At 62.7% G+C, this 17,374-nt stretch carries 18 protein-coding genes; 9 read left to right on the top strand and 9 right to left on the bottom strand.

What is annotated here, in order from left to right; all coding sequences use genetic code 11:
- Positions 1-9: 9 nt before the first annotated feature.
- Positions 10-1,347, top strand: a complete 1,338-nt coding sequence (locus B5M07_RS13360; RefSeq protein ID WP_205570933.1) for an MATE family efflux transporter — start codon at positions 10-12, stop codon at positions 1,345-1,347.
- Here B5M07_RS13360 and arsC read toward each other — a convergent pair.
- The 3 genes from arsC to B5M07_RS13345 are packed head-to-tail and all read right to left on the bottom strand — an operon-like array spanning position 1,344 to position 3,072.
- Positions 1,344-1,685: an arsenate reductase (glutaredoxin) gene (gene arsC / locus B5M07_RS13355; RefSeq protein ID WP_120351674.1), complete on the bottom strand. Its 342-nt coding sequence runs from the start codon at positions 1,683-1,685 to the stop codon at positions 1,344-1,346. The two genes, B5M07_RS13360 and arsC, sit on opposite strands and share 4 nt — an antisense overlap.
- Positions 1,682-2,722 carry a quinone-dependent dihydroorotate dehydrogenase gene (locus tag B5M07_RS13350; RefSeq protein ID WP_120352272.1) on the bottom strand — a complete coding sequence of 347 codons (1,041 nt, stop codon included), beginning with the start codon at positions 2,720-2,722 and terminating at the stop codon, positions 1,682-1,684. The genes arsC and B5M07_RS13350 overlap by 4 nt, the downstream gene beginning before the upstream one ends.
- Positions 2,722-3,072 (bottom strand): DUF952 domain-containing protein, encoded by a 351-nt coding sequence (locus tag B5M07_RS13345; RefSeq protein ID WP_120351673.1) that lies wholly within the window; start codon positions 3,070-3,072, stop codon positions 2,722-2,724. Before B5M07_RS13345 ends, B5M07_RS13350 begins: the two co-directional genes overlap by 1 nt.
- Positions 3,073-3,201: 129 nt before the next feature.
- Between B5M07_RS13345 and B5M07_RS13340 the strand changes: the two genes are divergently transcribed.
- Together B5M07_RS13340 and B5M07_RS13335 are read left to right on the top strand one after the other, a co-directional pair.
- Positions 3,202-4,758, top strand: a complete 1,557-nt coding sequence (locus tag B5M07_RS13340; protein WP_120351672.1) for a bifunctional metallophosphatase/5'-nucleotidase — start codon at positions 3,202-3,204, stop codon at positions 4,756-4,758.
- A gap of 143 nt (positions 4,759-4,901) precedes the next feature.
- A complete protein-coding gene (locus B5M07_RS13335) occupies positions 4,902-5,315 on the top strand; it encodes a VOC family protein (protein WP_120351671.1) in 414 nt (137 codons plus the stop codon).
- Between the two features lie 83 nt (positions 5,316-5,398).
- On the opposite strand, the gene B5M07_RS13330 is transcribed toward B5M07_RS13335, so the two are convergent.
- Both B5M07_RS13330 and B5M07_RS13325 read right to left on the bottom strand, forming a co-directional pair.
- Positions 5,399-5,731 (bottom strand): hypothetical protein, encoded by a 333-nt coding sequence (locus tag B5M07_RS13330; RefSeq protein WP_150120555.1) that lies wholly within the window; start codon positions 5,729-5,731, stop codon positions 5,399-5,401.
- 89 nt (positions 5,732-5,820) lie between these two features.
- On the bottom strand, positions 5,821-6,717 hold the full coding sequence (locus tag B5M07_RS13325) for a LysR substrate-binding domain-containing protein (protein WP_067938686.1): 897 nt from the start codon (positions 6,715-6,717) through the stop codon (positions 5,821-5,823).
- A gap of 97 nt (positions 6,718-6,814) precedes the next feature.
- Between B5M07_RS13325 and B5M07_RS13320 the strand changes: the two genes are divergently transcribed.
- Together B5M07_RS13320 and B5M07_RS13315 are read left to right on the top strand one after the other, a co-directional pair.
- Positions 6,815-8,038, top strand: coding sequence for an acyl-CoA dehydrogenase (locus B5M07_RS13320; RefSeq protein ID WP_120351670.1), 1,224 nt, complete (start codon positions 6,815-6,817; stop codon positions 8,036-8,038).
- Between the two features lie 130 nt (positions 8,039-8,168).
- Entirely contained in the window at positions 8,169-10,343 is a 2,175-nt protein-coding gene (locus B5M07_RS13315) for a thiamine pyrophosphate-dependent enzyme (RefSeq protein ID WP_120351669.1), read from the top strand.
- A 126-nt stretch (positions 10,344-10,469) separates the two neighbouring features.
- Here the strand turns inward: B5M07_RS13315 and B5M07_RS13310 are convergent, their stop codons facing one another.
- Genes B5M07_RS13310 through B5M07_RS13295 form a run of 4 tightly spaced genes read right to left on the bottom strand, consistent with a single transcriptional unit; the run spans position 10,470 to position 14,559 of the window.
- Positions 10,470-11,702 (bottom strand): mandelate racemase/muconate lactonizing enzyme family protein, encoded by a 1,233-nt coding sequence (locus B5M07_RS13310; protein WP_120351668.1) that lies wholly within the window; start codon positions 11,700-11,702, stop codon positions 10,470-10,472.
- A gap of 23 nt (positions 11,703-11,725) precedes the next feature.
- The gene (locus B5M07_RS13305) at positions 11,726-12,568 is read right to left on the bottom strand and encodes an NAD-dependent epimerase/dehydratase family protein (RefSeq protein ID WP_120351667.1); all 843 of its coding nucleotides are present in this window, start codon (positions 12,566-12,568) and stop codon (positions 11,726-11,728) included.
- A 12-nt stretch (positions 12,569-12,580) separates the two neighbouring features.
- Positions 12,581-13,360 (bottom strand): HpcH/HpaI aldolase family protein, encoded by a 780-nt coding sequence (locus B5M07_RS13300; protein WP_120351666.1) that lies wholly within the window; start codon positions 13,358-13,360, stop codon positions 12,581-12,583.
- The gene (locus B5M07_RS13295; protein ID WP_120351665.1) at positions 13,357-14,559 is read right to left on the bottom strand and encodes an NAD(P)/FAD-dependent oxidoreductase; all 1,203 of its coding nucleotides are present in this window, start codon (positions 14,557-14,559) and stop codon (positions 13,357-13,359) included. Before B5M07_RS13295 ends, B5M07_RS13300 begins: the two co-directional genes overlap by 4 nt.
- Positions 14,560-14,799: 240 nt before the next feature.
- On the opposite strand from B5M07_RS13295, the gene B5M07_RS13290 reads away from it, so the two are divergent.
- The 4 genes from B5M07_RS13290 to msrB all read left to right on the top strand — a co-directional run bounded on the left by B5M07_RS13290 (position 14,800) and on the right by msrB (position 17,327).
- A complete protein-coding gene (locus tag B5M07_RS13290) occupies positions 14,800-15,348 on the top strand; it encodes a sigma-70 family RNA polymerase sigma factor (protein ID WP_120351664.1) in 549 nt (182 codons plus the stop codon).
- On the top strand, positions 15,345-16,037 hold the full coding sequence (locus tag B5M07_RS13285) for an anti-sigma factor (RefSeq protein ID WP_120351663.1): 693 nt from the start codon (positions 15,345-15,347) through the stop codon (positions 16,035-16,037). Before B5M07_RS13290 ends, B5M07_RS13285 begins: the two co-directional genes overlap by 4 nt.
- 170 nt (positions 16,038-16,207) lie before the next feature.
- Entirely contained in the window at positions 16,208-16,762 is a 555-nt protein-coding gene (locus B5M07_RS13280) for a fasciclin domain-containing protein (protein WP_120351662.1), read from the top strand.
- Positions 16,763-16,844: 82 nt separating this feature from the next.
- Complete coding sequence (msrB, locus tag B5M07_RS13275; protein WP_067625832.1) at positions 16,845-17,327, top strand: peptide-methionine (R)-S-oxide reductase MsrB; 483 nt, start codon at positions 16,845-16,847, stop codon at positions 17,325-17,327.
- Positions 17,328-17,374: the final 47 nt, after the last annotated feature.

Raw genomic sequence — 17,374 nt, 5'->3', positions numbered from 1 at the left:
GAGGCAGAAGTGCGCGCGGTTAAGCGTGGCACGCTGGTGGCGCGCGATGTGGTGACCCATCGCCGCGTGCTTAAGATCGCCGTTCCCATTGTCATTTCCAACGCCACCGTCCCGATCCTTGGCGCGGTCGATACCGGCGTGGTCGGGCAGATGGGGGCCGCGGCACCCATCGGCGCGGTGGGGCTGGGGGCGATCATCCTGTCGGCGCTTTACTGGATTTTCGGCTTTCTGCGGATGGGCACCGTGGGCCTGACCGCGCAGGCGGCGGGCAATGGCGAAGAGGGCGAGGTCGCGGCGCTGCTGACACGCGGGCTGCTGATCGGCGCGGGCGCCGGACTGGTGCTGATGGCGCTGCAACTGCCGCTCTTTTGGGCGTCGTTTCAACTCGCCCCCGGATCACCGGAGGTAGAGGGGCTGGCGCGGCAATATATGGCGATCCGCATCTGGTCCGCGCCTGCTGCCATCTCGATCTATGCGATCACCGGCTGGCTCATCGCGCAGGAACGCAGCCGTGCCGTGCTGGTGTTGCAGGTCTGGATGAACGGGCTGAACATCCTGCTGGATCTGTGGTTCGTGCTGGGCCTCGGCTGGGGTGTCGAGGGCGTGGCCATCGCCACCTTCCTCGCGGAGTGGAGCGGGGCGGTCTTGGGGCTGTGGTTCTGCCGGGCGGCCTTTGCCGGGGTAGCCTGGCGCGACTGGGCGCAGGTCTTTGACGGACCGCGCTGGACGCGCATGATGCGGGTGAATACCGACATCCTGATCCGCTCACTGCTGTTGCAGGCGATCTTTGTCTCGTTCCTCTTCATGGGGTCGGGCTTGGGCGATGTGACGCTGGCGGCCAATCAGGTGCTGCTGCAATTCCTGATGATCACCTCCTACGGGCTGGACGGTTTCGCCTTTGCCGCCGAGGCGATCATTGGCCGGGCCTACGGCGCGGGGCAGCGTGATGTCCTGCGGCGCGGAGCGGTGCTGACCTCCGCTTGGGCGCTGCTGGTCAGCTTGGCGCTGGCGCTGGTCTTTGCCGTTTCGGGCGGGGGGATCATTGATCTGATGGCCAAGGCGCCACAGGTGCAAGACCTCGCGCGGGTCTATCTGCCCTATATGGTCGCGGCCCCGGTTCTGGGCTGCGCGGCCTATATGTTTGACGGCATCTTCATCGGTGCCACGCGGTCGCGCGACATGCGCAATATGATGCTGGTGTCATTTCTGGTCTATGCCGTGACGGCGCTGATTTTGGTGCCGGGCTTGGGCAACCACGGGCTGTGGATATCGCTCTTGGTGTCCTTCGTGGTGCGGGGCATAACCTTGGCGCTGCGCTATCCGGCACTGGAACGCGCGGCGGGCTAGAGCAGCCTTTGCACCGCTTCCGGCGGGCGCCCGATCACGGCGCCGCTTTGGCCAAAGGCGATGGGGCGTTCGATCAGGATCGGATGGGCGGCCATGGCGTCGATCAGCGTCTCTTCGGGGCTGTCCTTGGTCAGACCCATCTCTTTGAACACCTTCTCGCCGGTCCGCATCATCTCAATCGGGCGGAGGCCAAGAGCGTCGCGGGCGGCGATGATCTCATCCCGCGTCGGGGCGTCTTCGAGGTAACGCCGGAGGCTCACGTCCACGCCCGCCTCTTCGATCAAGGCCAGCACCTGCCGCGATTTCGAACAGCGCGGATTGTGCCACAGGGTGATCATAGCCAATCCTCGCGTTTGCTGCCCACGGCCTCGGCCACGGTGGCGAAACCATCGCGCGCCAAAAGCGCATCGAGCCCCGTGGTGATCTCACGCACCAGCCCAAGACCGCCAAAGACCAGCGCGGTGTAAAGTTGCAACGCCGAGGCACCGGCGCAGATCTTGGCATAGGCGGTCTGCGCATCCGACACCCCGCCAACGCCGATCAACGGAATATCCGTTAGCCCCGCCAGCCGCGCCAAGACGCGAGTCGACCGCTCAAACAATGGCGCACCGGAGAGGCCGCCCGCCTCAGCCGCATGGGCGCTGGCAAGACCTGTCCGGTCGAGCGTGGTATTGGTCGCAATGATGGCAGCGACGCCTGAATTTTGAGCAACCTCGGCCACGTCCTCGATCTCGGCTTCGCTGAGATCGGGGGCGATTTTCAGGAAAACGGGCGTGGCACCGCGCACGTCCATCACCCCTTCGAGCAGGGCGGAAAGCGCCGCCTTGCCCTGAAGATCGCGCAGCTTCTCGGTGTTGGGGGAGGAGACATTGACCGTCGCGAAATCGACGTGATTGCGCGCGGCGGTCATCACCCGGGCAAAGTCGGCAGCGCGGTCTGGGCTGGTCTTGTTCGCACCAAGGTTCAGCCCCACCGGCACACCGGCGCCGCGGCGCGAAAGCCGGGCGCAGATCGCCTCCATCCCCTCGTTGTTAAAGCCGAAGCGGTTGATCGCGGCGCGGTCTTCGGTCAGGCGAAACAGACGCGGGCGCGGGTTGCCGGGCTGGGGCAGGGGCGTGGCGGCGCCCACTTCGATAAAGCCGAAACCGGCGCGGGAAAGCGGGGCGACCGCGGTCGCGTTCTTGTCAAAACCCGCGGCCAGCCCGACGGGGTTCGGCAGATCCAGCCCAGCAACCGTTGTGTGTAAGCGTGCAGAGGTCTGCGGCCCGGGGGCCGGGGCCAGGCCCGCCCGCAAAGCCCGGATCGCCAGCCCATGCGCCGCTTCGGGGTCAATCCGGTGCAGCGCGTTAAGGCCCATTTTTTCGATCACCGGCATCATGCGCTTGCTGCGCCCAGACCGGCGGGGAATTCATGAGCGCCATCCACCAAGGGCAGGGGCTGTGCCCAGACCACGTCTTCGATCTTGAGCGGGCGGTAGAGATGCGGGAAAAGCGCGCCGCCCCGCGACGGCTCCCATTCCAGCGCATCGCCCAAGCTTTCGGCCTCAAGAGCGAGCAGGAAAAGACCCTCTTCGCCCTTGAAATGCTTGGCGGCGGTTTCCTCGGCCTGTTCGGCGGTGGAGAAATGCACATAGCCATCGGTGACATCAATCGGCGCCCCGTCTGAGACCCCGTTCTTGCGCAGCGCAGCCCATTCGTCTGCGCGGAGTATCTTGAAAATCAGCATGGCTTGTGATGCCCGCCGGGCGGGGCGGGGTCAAGACCCGCGGGTGACCATAGGGCAGGTGATATGACCTTTGACACGGATCAAACCCCGCGCCACGATACCGGCATAACAACCAACAGGGGAACTATCATGAAACGATTCCTGACCGCGACCGCAGCGCTGGCTTTGACCAGTGGCATGGCGGCAGCTGAATATAACCTCACCATTCTGCACACCAATGATTTTCACGCGCGGTTTGAGCCGATCAGCAAATATGACGGTCCCTGCGGTGCCGAAGACAATACAGCAGGCGAGTGTTTCGGTGGCTCTGGCCGGCTGATGACCGCGATCACCGAGGCGCGCGAGCGGGCAGGCAACAGCATCCTTGTGGACGGCGGTGACCAGTTTCAGGGCACGTTGTTCTACACCCAGTACAAGGGCGCATTGGCCGCCGAGATGATGAACCAGATGGGCTATGACGCGATGACCGTGGGCAACCATGAATTCGACGATGGCCCCGAAGTGCTGCGCGGCTTTATGGACGCCTTGGAATTCCCGGTGCTGATGTCCAACGCTGATGTTACGGCGGAGCCGCTTCTGGCCGACAAGCTGGCCAAATCGACCGTGATCGAAAAGGGAGGCGAACAGATCGGCTTGATCGGCCTGACGCCGCAAGACACGCATGAGTTGGCCAGCCCCGGCGACAATATCACCTTCTCTGATCCTGTTGCCGCCGTGCAGGGCGAGGTTGATCTGCTGATTGCTAGGGGCGTGAACAAGATCATCGTGCTCAGCCACTCAGGCTATAGCGTTGACCAGAAAGTGGCGGCGGAAACCACTGGGGTCGATGTGATCGTGGGCGGCCATACCAACACGCTGCTCAGCAATACGAACGAGCGTGCCGAGGGTCCCTATCCGACGATGGTGGGCGAGACGGCAATCGTGCAGGCCTATGCCTATGGCAAATTCCTTGGCGAGTTGAATGTGACCTTTGACGATGAGGGCAATATCACCAAGGCCGAGGGCGAGCCGCTGATCATGGACGCTGCCGTGACCGAAGATCAGGACACCGTTGACCGTATCGCCGAAGCTGCCAAGCCGCTTGAGGAAATCCGCAACCGGGTGGTGGCCGATACAGCCGAGGCAATCGACGGGGAGCGCGGCAACTGTCGCGCGCAGGAATGCTCAATGGGCAACCTTGTGGCCGACGCGATGCTTGACCGGGTGAAGGATCAGGGCATCGACGTGGCGATTGCCAACTCGGGCGGGCTGCGTGCCTCTATCGACGCGGGCGAGGTGACGATGGGTGAAGTGCTGACCGTGTTGCCGTTCCAGAACACATTGTCGACCTTCCAAGTCACCGGCGCGCAACTGATCGAGGCGTTGGAAAACGGCGTGAGCCAGCATGAAGAGGGCGCAGGGCGTTTCCCCCAAGTGGCGGGCATGTCCTTTGCCTTTGATCCCAAGGCAGAAGCTGGCAGCCGGATCAGCGACGTGATGGTCGCGGGTGCGCCGATTGACCTTGAGAAAACCTATGGTGCCGTCTCGAACAACTACGTTCGCAACGGTGGCGATGGCTATGCGATGTTCAAGGACGCCGCCAATGCCTATGACTACGGCCCCGATCTGGCGGATGTCACGGCCGAGTATCTGGCCAAGGATGGCACATACAAGCCCTATACCGACGGTCGTATCACCATGAAATAAGGACAGGTTTTGGCCTGATTGACTTGGGCGCGTCCTGAAAGGGGCGCGCCCTTTTGGTTTGGTGATCCTTGAGAAACGCCGCGCTATTGCACCTTCCACCGGGCAGGATACACAGGGGGCAGCAGATAGATAGGAGACCCTCCATGCTCACCCCCTTCCACCTTGCCTATAACGTCCGCGACCTTGATGAGACCCGCGCCTTCTACGGCGATGTGCTGGGCTGCACCGAGGGCCGCTCGACCGAGACTTGGGTCGATTATTCCTTCTTTGGCCACCAAATTTCGATGCATCTGGGGGAGCCTTTCGCCACAGAAGCCACCGGCAAGGTGGGCGAACATATGGTGCCGATGCCGCATCTGGGGGTGGTCTTGCAGATGGACGATTGGAAGGCGCTGGCCGAGCGGCTGAAAGGCGCGAAGGTTGATTTCGTGATCGAACCGTCGCTGCGTTTCGAAGGGGAGCCGGGCGAACAGGCGACGATGTTCTTCCGCGACCCTTCGGGCAACCCGATCGAGGTCAAAGGCTTTGCCGATATGGAACGTGTCTTTGCCCAGTAAGGCCAAGCGATGAAACACCAAAGCCCTGCGGTTGAGGGCGGGGCTTTGGTAAGTCTGAATGGGCCGTGCAACCGCGGGGCCGGTTAGTCGAAACTGATCGCCCCTTCAAAGGCAGGCTCTTCCAAGGTCTGGCCACTGAAGGTCGTCGGGGTCTCTGCCGTAATGTCGAGCGTATAGCTCCCGTTCACGGGGATCGCGTCACTGGTCCAGGCATCGCCTTCACCGGTGATCGTGTGGCTGCCCGTGGCATTGTTGGTAAAGACCACCTGATCGCCCGGCTGCACATGCGAAAGCGCTGGGAAATAGGCACCGTCAACAATCAGCACGTTGCGGTTCTCGGCCATGGCACTGGCGGCGCAAACGCTCAGGGCGAGGGCCAGAGCACCGGCGCTTTTGCGATATGAACTTAGCATCATCTGCTCCTTTGGATCGCCCGATGCGGGCGGGTTAGCCGGTTTTATACAATGTAAATGCGGCATAACTTTGGCCGGTTCGGGCCGGATTATCAGTCTGTCGCGGGCTCTGCCTGCTGGGCGAGCCAGCCGCGGAAAGACGCAAGCGCCGCGGTCTCATCCCGGTCTTCGGGCCAGACGAGGTAGTAATTGCCGATGCTCTGCGTGGTTTGCGACGCGGCCAGCACCAATTGCCCGTCGCGCAGGTAGGGGCGGGCGAAAAAGGTCGGCAGCAGAGCCACCCCCAGCCCGTGAATCGCCGCCTGCGCCATGGTTGAGAATTGGTCAAACATCATCCCGCCGGGCGGCTCATCGGTCACGCCCAGCGACGACAGCCAGCGCGCCCAGCCGCGGGGGCGGGTCTCCAGATGCAATAGCGGCAGGTGCCGCACATCGCGCGCATCTTCCAGCGGTTCGGCCAGCAAATCAGGCGCGCAGACCGCCACCACCGTTTCCGGCAAAAGCGGCAGATAGCGCACGCCGGGCCAGTCTTCATGACCAAAATGAATGGCGGCGTCGAATCGGCTGCCTGCAAAGGCGAAGGGCCGCAACCGGGTGGAGAGGTTGACTGTCACCTCAGGATGATCTCTTGCAAAATCGCGCAGCCGGGGGGCCAGCCAATGCATGCCGAAGGCGGGCAAGATCGCCAGATCCAGCGTGCCGCCCGTGGGGTTCGTCCGGGCCGAAACCGAGGCCTGCGCCAGCCGGTTCAGGATGTCGCGCACCTGCGTGACATAATCCAACCCCGCCTGCGTCGGGCTCAGCCGTCGGCCCTGACGGATCATCAGCGACACGCCTAGTTGTTCCTCCAGCGTCTTGATCTGGCGGCTTACCGCGCTCTGCGTCAGGTTCAGTTCCTGCGCCGCCGCCGTGGCGGTGCCCAGCCGCACCACAGCCTCGAAGGACAGCAGGGCCGAGATCGAGGGCAGGAAGCGGCGGGGCGCGATCATATGACTTTTTCTCATGAACTCAGGACAAAGCAGCGATAGAGTTTGCGCCGCCAGTTTGCAATACTGCCGCAAATCACATCACCCGAAAGGATGCATCATGACTGCAGACGCCCCCAAGCTGCGCGCCAAGGACAAACCCGATCTCGGCAGCTTCGATTGGCAGGATCCCTTCCGCCTCGACAGCCAGTTGAGCGAAGACGAACGCATGATCCGCGACAGCGCCCGTGCCTATGCGCAGGAAAAGCTGCAACCGCGCGTCATCGAAGCCTTCGCCGAGGAAAAGACCGACCCCGAAATCTTCCGCGAGATGGGCGAGATGGGCCTTCTGGGCGTCACCATCCCCGAGGAATACGGCGGGCTGGGCGGCAGCTATGTCTCCTACGGCCTCGTCGCGCGCGAAGTTGAGCGGGTCGACAGCGGCTACCGGTCGATGATGTCGGTGCAGGCAAGCCTCGTGATGTACCCGATCTATGCCTATGGCTCCGAAGAGCAGCGCCAAAAGTATCTGCCGAAGCTCTGCTCGGGCGAATGGATCGGTTGTTTTGGCCTGACCGAGCCTGACGCAGGTTCCGACCCTGCGGGCATGAAAACCCGCGCCGTGAAGACCGAGAATGGCTATAAGCTGACCGGCTCCAAGATGTGGATCTCAAACTCCCCCATCGCCGATGTCTTCGTGGTCTGGGCCAAGTCCGAGGCGCATGACGGCAAGATCCGCGGCTTCGTGCTGGAGAAGGGCATGAAGGGCCTGAGCGCGCCGAAAGTGGGCAACAAGCTGTCCTTGCGCGCCTCGATCACCGGCGAGATCGTGATGGACGGCGTCGAAGTGGGCGAAGACGCGCTGCTGCCCAACGTGCAGGGTCTGAAGGGGCCGTTCGGCTGTTTGAACCGCGCGCGCTATGGCATCTCTTGGGGTGCGATGGGTGCTGCGGAATTCTGCTGGCACGCCGCGCTGCAGTACGGGTTGGACCGCAAACAGTTCAACAAGCCACTGGCCCAAACCCAGCTTTTCCAGAAGAAGCTGGCCGACATGATGACCGAGATTTCGCTCGGCCTGCAGGGCTCGCTGCAGGTGGGCCGTTTGATGGACGCCGCCAATGCCGCGCCCGAGATGGTTTCGATCGTCAAGCGCAACAACTGTGGCAAGGCGCTCGACGTGGCGCGCATGTCGCGTGACATGCACGGCGGCAACGGTATCTCGGGTGAATTCCAAGTGATCCGCCACATGATGAACCTTGAGACAGTGAACACCTATGAGGGCACCCATGACGTGCACGCCCTGATCCTGGGCCGCGCCCAGACCGGCCTGCAGGCGTTCTTCTAAAGACCGGCATCGGGGGGAACTGTTCCCCCGGCCACTCCCAAATACTTATGGCCAGAAAGAGAGGCGGCGCCTTTCTTTCTGGCCGAAATACTTTCGCCATCGGCGTTTAATTCCTATTCCAAGAGGCCCCATGGACCGCGTTGCCATCGTTCATGAGAACTTCCTCCGTCGCGTCGCGGCGGGGGATTTTCCCGTTTCCACCTCCGACAAAAAGGCGCTTGATCGTGCCGCATTGGAGCGGCTCTACCGCGCGCAGGTCCTGAGCCGCGCGCTCGACCTGCAAAGCCGCGTGATGCAGAAAGAGGGGCAGGGGTTTTACACCATCGGCTCGTCCGGGCACGAAGGCATGGCGGGGGTGGCGGCGGCGCTGCGGGTCGATGACATCGCCTTCCTGCACTACCGTGATGCGGCGTTCCAGATCGCCCGCGCCGATCAGGCCGAGGGGCAGGACATGCTGCGCGATATGCTCCTGAGTTTCGCCTGTTCGGCTGAGGATCCGATCAGCGGCGGGCGACATAAGGTGCTGGGCTCGCGCCCGCTGATGATCCCGCCGCAGACCTCGACCATTGCCAGCCACCTGCCCAAGGCCGTGGGGGCCGCGCATTCCATCGGCATGGCACGGCGCAACCGGCCCGAGCATGCGATCCTGCCGCGCGATGCAATCGCCATGTGTAGCTTTGGCGATGCCTCGGCCAACCACTCCACCGCGCAGGGCGCGATCAATGCCGCCTGTTGGACCGCCGTACAGGGCGTGCCGCTGCCGCTGCTTTTCGTCTGCGAGGACAATGGCATCGGGATTTCGACGAAGACCCCGACGGGCTGGATCAAAGCCTCCATGTCTGCCCGTCCGGGCTTGAAGTATTTCGAGGGCGACGGGCTGGACCTTCATGCCGCTTTCGCTGCGGCGAAAGAGGCGGCGGATTACGTGCGGGTGCACCGCAAGCCCGCCTTCCTGCATCTGCGCACTGTGCGGCTATATGGTCATGCGGGGGCGGATGTGGCGACTTCCTATCTGCCGCGTGCAGAGGTCGAGGCAGATGAGGCGAACGATCCGCTGCTGCATTCCGCGCGCCTGTTGGTGGAGGCCGGAATGAACGCCGATGAGGCGCTGGCGATTTACCGTGAGACCCAAGATGCCGTGGCGAAAGCGGCGGCAGAGGTGGTCAAACGCCCGCGGCTCAAGACTGCATCGGATGTGATGGCGAGCCTCGTGCCGCCCAAACGCGACTGCGCGCCGAGCAATGGGCCGAGCGCGGAAGTGCGGGCCGAAACCTTTGGCAGCGACATGGCGCAAATGGACAACCCGCAGCCGATGTCACGGCTGATCAACTGGGCGCTGCATGATCTGATGCTCTCGCATTCCGAGACCATGCTGATGGGCGAGGACGTGGGCCGCAAGGGTGGGGTTTATGGCGTCACACAGAAGTTGCAGGGCCGTTTCGGGCCGGGGCGTGTGATCGACACGCTGTTGGATGAACAGAGCATTCTGGGCCTCGCTATCGGTATGGCGCATAACGGTTTCGTGCCGATGCCTGAGATTCAGTTCCTCGCCTATCTGCACAACGCCGAAGACCAGTTGCGCGGCGAGGCGGCCACCCTGCCGTTCTTCTCGGACGGGCAATGGACCAATCCGATGGTGCTGCGCATCGCCGGGCTGGGTTATCAGAAAGGCTTTGGCGGGCATTTCCACAACGACAACTCACTGGCCGTGCTGCGCGACATTCCGGGAATCGTCATTGCCTGCCCCTCGGCCGGGGATGACGCCGCGATGATGCTGCGCGAGGCGCACCGTTTGGCGCGTGAGGAGCAGCGGGTGGTGGTCTTTGTCGAGCCCATCGCGCTTTACCCGATGCGGGATTTGTTGGAGGCCGGGGACGGCGGCTGGATGCGGAATTATCCGGCGCCGGACCAGCGGATTGGTCTGGGCGAGGTTGGTGTCACGGGCGAGGGGGCCGATTTGGCGATCGTGAGCTATGGTAACGGGCATTACCTGAGCCAGCAGGCGGCGCATGATCTGGCAGAGCAGGGTGTCGCGGCGCGGGTGATTGACCTGCGTTGGCTGGCTCCGATGCCAGATGAGGCGTTGATGGCGGCCATCGGGGATCGGCCTGTGCTGATCGTTGATGAATGTCGCCGCACCGGCGGGCAGGCCGAAGCGTTGATGGCGCTGATGGCAGAGCGCGGGGTTGAGCGTTTTGCGCGGCTAACGGCGGAGGACAGTTTTATCGCGACGGGTCCGGCCTATGCGGCGACCCTGCCCTCGCGCGAGGGTATTGTGGCGGCGGCGCGGGAGTTGTTGGGGTAGTTGAGGGTCAGCGCCTGCCCGGTCGCACCAGAGGTAGGCCAGTATCTGCCGGCACGCCTTGGGCATGACGGGCGGGCAGGCGATGGCCCGGCGCCTGCGGCTTGAATCCGGGCCGGGTGGGCGCGCCTAGTGGCTATCCGCTGGCGCACCGCCTTGAAAATTATTCCCGTTCACATAATCGCAAGGCTCTTCGCGCATCTCCAGATGCAGCCCGTCGCCTGTGTAGGGATGCGCGCGGGCAAGGTCTTCGTCCACTTCGATCCCCAGACCGGGCGCGTCGGGGGCGGTGATGAACCCATCCTCCACCCGGATCGCCCCCTTGATCAGCTGGTCATGAAATGGCGTCTCAATGCACTCGCACATCAGGATATTCGGGATCGCCGTGGCAAGCTGCACATTCGCCGCCCATTCCACCGGCCCGGCATAGAGATGCGGTGCCACCTGCGCGTTATAGACTTCGGCCATGGCTGCGATCTTCTTGGCCTCGGCAATGCCGCCCACGCGGCCAAGTGCCGGTTGCAAAATCTCTGCCGCACCGGCGCGCAACAGGGGCGCGAACTCGGCCTTCGTCGTCAACCGCTCGCCCGTTGCCACCGGGATGCGCACGCCGCGCGCGACCTTGGCCATCTGCTCAGGCGCGTCTGGGGGGATCGGCTCTTCGTACCAGAGCGGGCTGTAGGGTTCGATCGCTTGGCCCAGCCGGATCGCGCCTGCGGTGGTGAACTGTCCGTGGGTACCGAACAGGAGATCGGCACGGTCGCCAACGGCCTCACGGATGGCTTTGCAGAACGCCGCCGAGGTGCTGATATCCGACATCGCAGGCATATGCCCGCCGCGCAGCGTATAGGGGCCAGCGGGGTCGAATTTCACCGCCGTATAGCCGCGGGCCACGCAATCCGCCGCCGATTCCGCCGCCATCTCGGGCGAGGTCCAAAACTCCGCCATGCTGTGATGCGGCAGGGGGTAGAGGTAGGTATAGCCGCGCACCCGGTCATTGGTGCGCCCGCCGATCAGTGCGTGCACCGGACGGTCGCGGTCTTTGCCAAGGATGTCCCAGCAGGCGATCTCTAGCCCCGAAAACGCGCCCATGACGGTCAGGTCTGGCCGCTGTGTGAAGCCCGCGGAGTAGGCGCGGCGGAACATCAGCTCGATGTTCTCGGGGTTCTCGCCCTGCATATGACGGGCAAAGACATCTTTGATCACCGCGCGCATCGCATCGGGCCCGACGCTGGCGGCGTAGCATTCGCCCCAGCCGATCACGCCGGTGTCGGTGGTCACCTTGACCAATATCCAATAGCGCCCGCCCCAGCCGGGGGCGGGCGGGGCCGTCACGATGATATCGAGGTCTTGTAGCTTCATGACGGTCCCTCCTCGGAGCCTGATCAGGTCTCTTTTTTGTCGTCGACGATGGTCATCTGCGCGATGCCGCTTTCGCCCAGATCGACCTTGGCGAAGGGGCCGCCGTGGCACATCTGGCCGGGGTCGGTGATGTCGACAGGGCCTTCTTCGGCCAGCACTTTTTCGGCGAATTGCTCTGCGTTGTCCTTGGGCCGGTAACCGAGGAACGCGGCCTTGGCATTGTCCACCGGCGCGCGGTCATTGTTCGACACGCCGTAGATGACCGAGAAACCGACCGAGGGGGTGTCGACCGCGCGGGTCACCAGTTGGATCAGATCGTCATAGCTGAGCCACGAGCCAAGCGCGCGGGAGTTGTTGACCTGCGCGGCGCTGAGGATGCGCAGATGCACGGACTCAAGCTGGCGTTTGTCCCAATACATTGAGCCGAGGTCTTCGGTGAAGCATTTGGCGAGGCCGTAGAATGTGTCAGGCTTGTGGGGGGCGTCAATGCCGATGAAATCGGATTTCTTGTGCATCCCCACGGCATGGATCGAGGAGGCATAGACGACACGGCGTGCGCCTGCCTGATAGGCCGCTTCCCACACGTTGTAAGAGCCGACGAAGTTCGGGCCGAGCAGCTCCATAAAGGGTTTTTCGTCCACGATGGCACCGAAATGCACCACCATGTCGGCCCCTTCCATCAGGGCGGCGACCTGATCGTATTCTGCCAGATCGGCCTTCTGATAGCGCTCGCCCTCATAAAGCTTGCCGATGTCGTCGGCGATGTCGGAGCTGACCAATTCTTCGCACATCGCGGCCAGCGGCTCACGCAGGTAAGAGCCAAGCCGACCGGCAGCACCTGTCAGGACCAGTTTCTTAAATTTCATAATATCTTCCTTTCACGTCTCAGAAATCTTGTCGCGCACTTGGGTGCGCAGGGCATCGGCTCCTTTGGCCAAAAGACCAACATCGGTGCCGCAGGCGACAAAGGTGAAGCCTTCGTTCAGCAATTCGGCGGCGAAATCGGGGTCGGTGACCAGCGTGCCCACAGGAATGCCCTTGTCCATCAGCAGCTTGGCGGCGGGGCGGATGACCTCCCACACTTCGGGGTGCAGGGTCTGGCCCAGATGGCCCATGTCAGCAGCGATGTCGGCGGGGCCAAAGAAGATGCCGTCGATCCCCTCAACCTCGGCAAAGGCGGCGGCGTTTTCAACGGCGGCGCGGGTCTCAAGCTGGATCAGGATGGCGGTCTGGCTCTCGACTTCGGCATTGTAGTCCTCGACCCGGCCAAATTGGTTAGCGCGGTTCAGCCCGGCCACGCCCCGGATACCGCGCGGCGGGTAGCGGCAGGCGGCAACAGCGGCGCGGGCCTCGTCAGGCGTCTGTACCATCGGAAACAGCAGCCCCGGCGCGCCGAGGTCCATCAGGCGTTTGACCTTGACCGCATCGTTCCAATCGGGCCGCACCATCGCCGTTGTGTCGCTTCCCGAGAATGCCTGTAGCTGTCCCAGCACCGATTTCATGTCGCTCGGCGCGTGCTCCATATCCAGCATCACCCAGTCATAGCCCGCATGGGCCACCACCTCGGCGGCATAGCCATCCGAGAGGGAGACCCAGAGGCCCAGTTGCTTTTTCCCGGCGCGGATGGCCGTGAGGAATGTATTCTCGGGGTGCTTCATATCACGGCCTTTTCGATGAATTTCTCGGAACGCACGATCCGCGCGTAGTCCAGCGGCGTGAGGTCTAGCGTGCGATAGGCGCCATGGGTAATCAACTCAGCCGTGCCGCGCCCGATGGCGGGGGCTTGCTGCAACCCATGGCCGGAAAATCCGTTCATAAAGACGAAGTTTTCGACCTTGTCGTGCCGCCCGACGATTGCGTTTTGATCCACAGTGTTGAAGGCGTAGTGGCCGACCCATTCATTGATCACCTTGACCCGTTCAAAGGCCGGAACGCGGGTGGCAATGATGGGCCAGACTTTCTCCTCCCAGATCGAATGATCAAAGGCAAAGTCATCATAGGCCGCGTCATAGTCATCTTCGGGCGGGCAGCCGGCCATATAATACTTGCCCTCTTGGCGCATATGCACGCCGCTGGGGTCGATGGTCAGCGGCAGGTCCATCTCTAGCGGCTCGGCGGCGTCAAAGATGAAGGTGTAGCGTTTGCGTGGCACGACGGGCAGGGTGATGCCCGCCATCTGCGCCGTCGCCGCCGCGCGGGGGCCAGAGGCGTTGACCACCGTGCCACAAGCGACCACTGCGCCGGATTTCAACGTCACCGCATCCACCGCGCTGCCTGCGGGGTTCAGGGTCATGCCCGTCACCTCATCATGGATAAAGGTCACGCCCCGGCGCCTGGCCATACGCTTGAACCAATCAAACATGGTGCCGCCGTCGAAATAGCCCTCGTTCACCGTGTTGTGGTTGCCCGCGATCACGTCGTCGAGCATGTAAAACGGATAGCGCGCGGCGATTTCATCCTTGGTCATATGCTGGGTATGCGCCCCCAGAGAGGCTTGAATGCTCTGCGCCTCGCGCAGGGTCTGGGCAAACGCGGGCGTGTCGGCAAGGTAGAGGTAGCCAAAGCTTTGCAGCGCCAGGTCCGGCACCTCGGGATCGTCATGCATGAACTGGCGGAAGTTGCGGATGAACTCGGCCCCGAACTGCGAAATCTGGATGTTCACCGGCGCGGTGAACTGCTGGCGGATGCAGGAATTCGTGTGGCTGGTCGAGGCGAATTCATAGGTCGGGTCACGTTCGACCACCAACACTTCGCCGTCAAATCCCGGCGTGTTGGTCAGCCACCAAGCCAGTGCCGAGCCGTAGATGGCCCCGCCCACGATCACCACGTCATATGACGTCTCAAGCGCGTTTTGCATGCACAGTCTCCCTTTGCGCATTCCCCTCTGAATTGTGGGTAGCCTAAGCATCCAGAGCCTGCAATCTTTGTGAACGGCAGGGCGATTTTTCGTTTTTCCGCGATGGGTTGCGCGACGGCCCAAGGATGGGGCAGGGTGGCATTCGAAAGATGCGGTTCTATTGCATCGTTGACTTTTGTAGCGGCTGTCGCACCATGATTGCTGTGCCGAAAAAGACATCAACGCCCAAAGGAGTGGCCCTTGGACAGCGACCGTGAAGAGATTGAACGTCTGATTGCACAGGTTGCATTGGGGGATCGTGCCGCCTTTGAGGCGCTTTATGATCGTGTGTCTGCGAAACTATTCGGGGTCTGCCTGCGTGTGTTGGATACACGGGCCGCAGCAGAGGACGCCATGCAGGACAGTTTCGTCAAAATCTGGAACCATTCCGACCGCTATCAGGCCAATGGCCTGTCGCCGATGACGTGGCTGATCACCATTGCGCGCAACACTGCGATCGACCGGCTGCGCGCCACCCGCAAAGGCCATCAGAATATTGATACGCCGGGGCTGGAACTGGCCGCGCCGGGGCCGAACCCCGAGCAATCCGCCGTGGCCGCGTCCGAGGCCACGCGCCTCAGCAACTGTCTGGACGACCTTGAGGCAGATCGCAGTGCCGCAGTGCGCGGTGCCTATCTCGACGGCGACAGCTATGCCGACCTTGCGCAGCGTTTCAACGTGCCGCTCAATACCATGCGCACTTGGCTGCGTCGCGGGTTGATGAGCCTGCGGGAGTGTATGAGCGCATGAGTGACACCCCCATCATTCCAGCCGGAGACGACGATCTTCTGGCCGCCGAAGTGGCCTTGGGCCTGCTGGAAGGCGAAGACCGTGTGGCGGCGCGCGCGCGCCTACTTCAAGACCGTGATTTTTCCCGCAGCGTCGCCGATTGGCAGGAGCGTTTCGTGGCGATGACCGACGATATCGCGCCCGTCGACCCGCCTGCGAAACTGCGCCGCACGCTGATGTCGCGGCTCTTCCCCGCGCGGCAGGTGCCGTTGATGCAGCGGCTCTGGCTCTGGCAAGTGATATCGGTTGCGGCACTCGCCACCGTGGCCTTCCTTGCCTTGCCGATGCTGCGCGAGGCACCGGTTCAGTCGCCGGGCGAGGTCTATGCCACCCGCATGGCCGCCGAAGACAGCGCGCTGGAACTGCTGGCTGTCATGGACATGTCGCGCGGCGATATCGCGCTGCGCCGGGTCTCGGGCACCGCACCCGAAGGCCGCGTTCTGGAGCTTTGGGCCATCTTGCCGGACCGCGCGCCGATCTCTTTGGGCGTGTTGCCTGAGGGTGAAGTCAACCGCGTGGTCTTGCCCGCCGATTTGGCACCCGAGGCAGCGCAGATCACACTGGCCATCACGGATGAGCCACCGGGCGGCGCCCCCGACGGCGCCCCTACCGGCACCATCATGGCTGCCGGTACCGTCGCCGAACTTTAGACCCCGAAACGCCCTTCTCTGATCGAGCGGGGCGTTTCACTTTTCTAGGGTAAAACAACGCGCTACATTTTTATTCCGAATTTTTTGAACCATTCTGAAACTCCTCTCACTCTTGGCCCGTGGGTCCAGTATCGCCGCCCACAACGGGGGGCATCTGAGGAGGAAACCAGATGAAAACGCTCAAGACATTTGCCGCCGCGACCGCCACTGCTGTCCTGTTGGCCACCGGTGCCATCGCTGCCAATCCCGAGGTGGGCGGCGCGCCCATGTTCGAGAACAAGAACATCGTCGAGAACGCCGTGAACTCCGCCGATCACACCACACTGGTCGCCGCTGTGAAGGCCGCCGGTCTGGTCGACACGCTGGCCTCCGAAGGTCCGTTCACCGTTTTCGCCCCGGTCAATTCCGCCTTTGATGCGCTGCCCGCTGGCACCGTCGACACGCTGCTCAAGCCCGAGAACAAAGACATGCTGACCAAAGTGCTGACTGCGCATGTGGTCGCGGGCAACTGGTCTGCTGCCGACATCGCCGCCAAGGCGCGCGCCTCCAGCGATGGGTTCTACCACTTTAACGCTGTGTCCGGCGACGCGCTGTCGGCGCAGGTGAAGGGTAAAAACGTCTACATCATCGACGAGAGCGGCAACGCATCGCGCGTGACTATCGCAGATGTGAACCAGTCCAACGGCGTTATCCACGTTGTAAACAGCGTGCTGGTGCCCAAGTAATAGGCAACCCGCACGATGTGGCCGGACCAGTACCTCCATGCTGGTCCGGCGTTGACCTAATCCGAAAGCGAGGAGTAACACCATGAACAGACGTCATTTTCTGACATCGACCTTTCTGGGCGCCACCGCCATCGGGTTGGGCGCACGCGGCGCTTTGGCAGCCTATGTCGAAGGCGATTTTGAGGTTGAGCGAACGGAAACCGAGTGGCGCGCCATGCTGAGCGATACCGAATATGCGGTCATGCGCGAAGGCGATACGGAACGCGCCTTTACCAGCCCCCTGAATGATGAGACGCGCGCCGGGACATTCATTTGCAAAGGCTGTGACCAGCCGCTCTACGATGCCGCGACCAAGTTCAAAAGCGGCACCGGCTGGCCGAGCTTTTACCAACCGCTAGAAAATGCGGTCGAGACGATGTCCGACAACAGTTTCTTTATGCGCCGGACCGAGGTGCATTGCGACCGTTGCGGCAGCCATCTGGGCCATATCTTTGACGACGGGCCCGAGCCTACGGGTAAGCGGCATTGCATCAACGGTGTCTCGTTGAAATTCACCGCCGCCTGAGTACGGACGCTCTGACGATTAGACCGCGCGCCGCTTTCGGCGCGCGT

The organism is Sulfitobacter sp. D7, assembly GCF_003611275.1.
GTDB classification, from domain to species: Bacteria; Pseudomonadota; Alphaproteobacteria; order Rhodobacterales; family Rhodobacteraceae; genus Sulfitobacter; species Sulfitobacter profundi.
The sequence above is the reverse complement of the archived record's forward strand: the minus strand, read 5'-3'. Positions and strand labels throughout refer to the sequence as shown.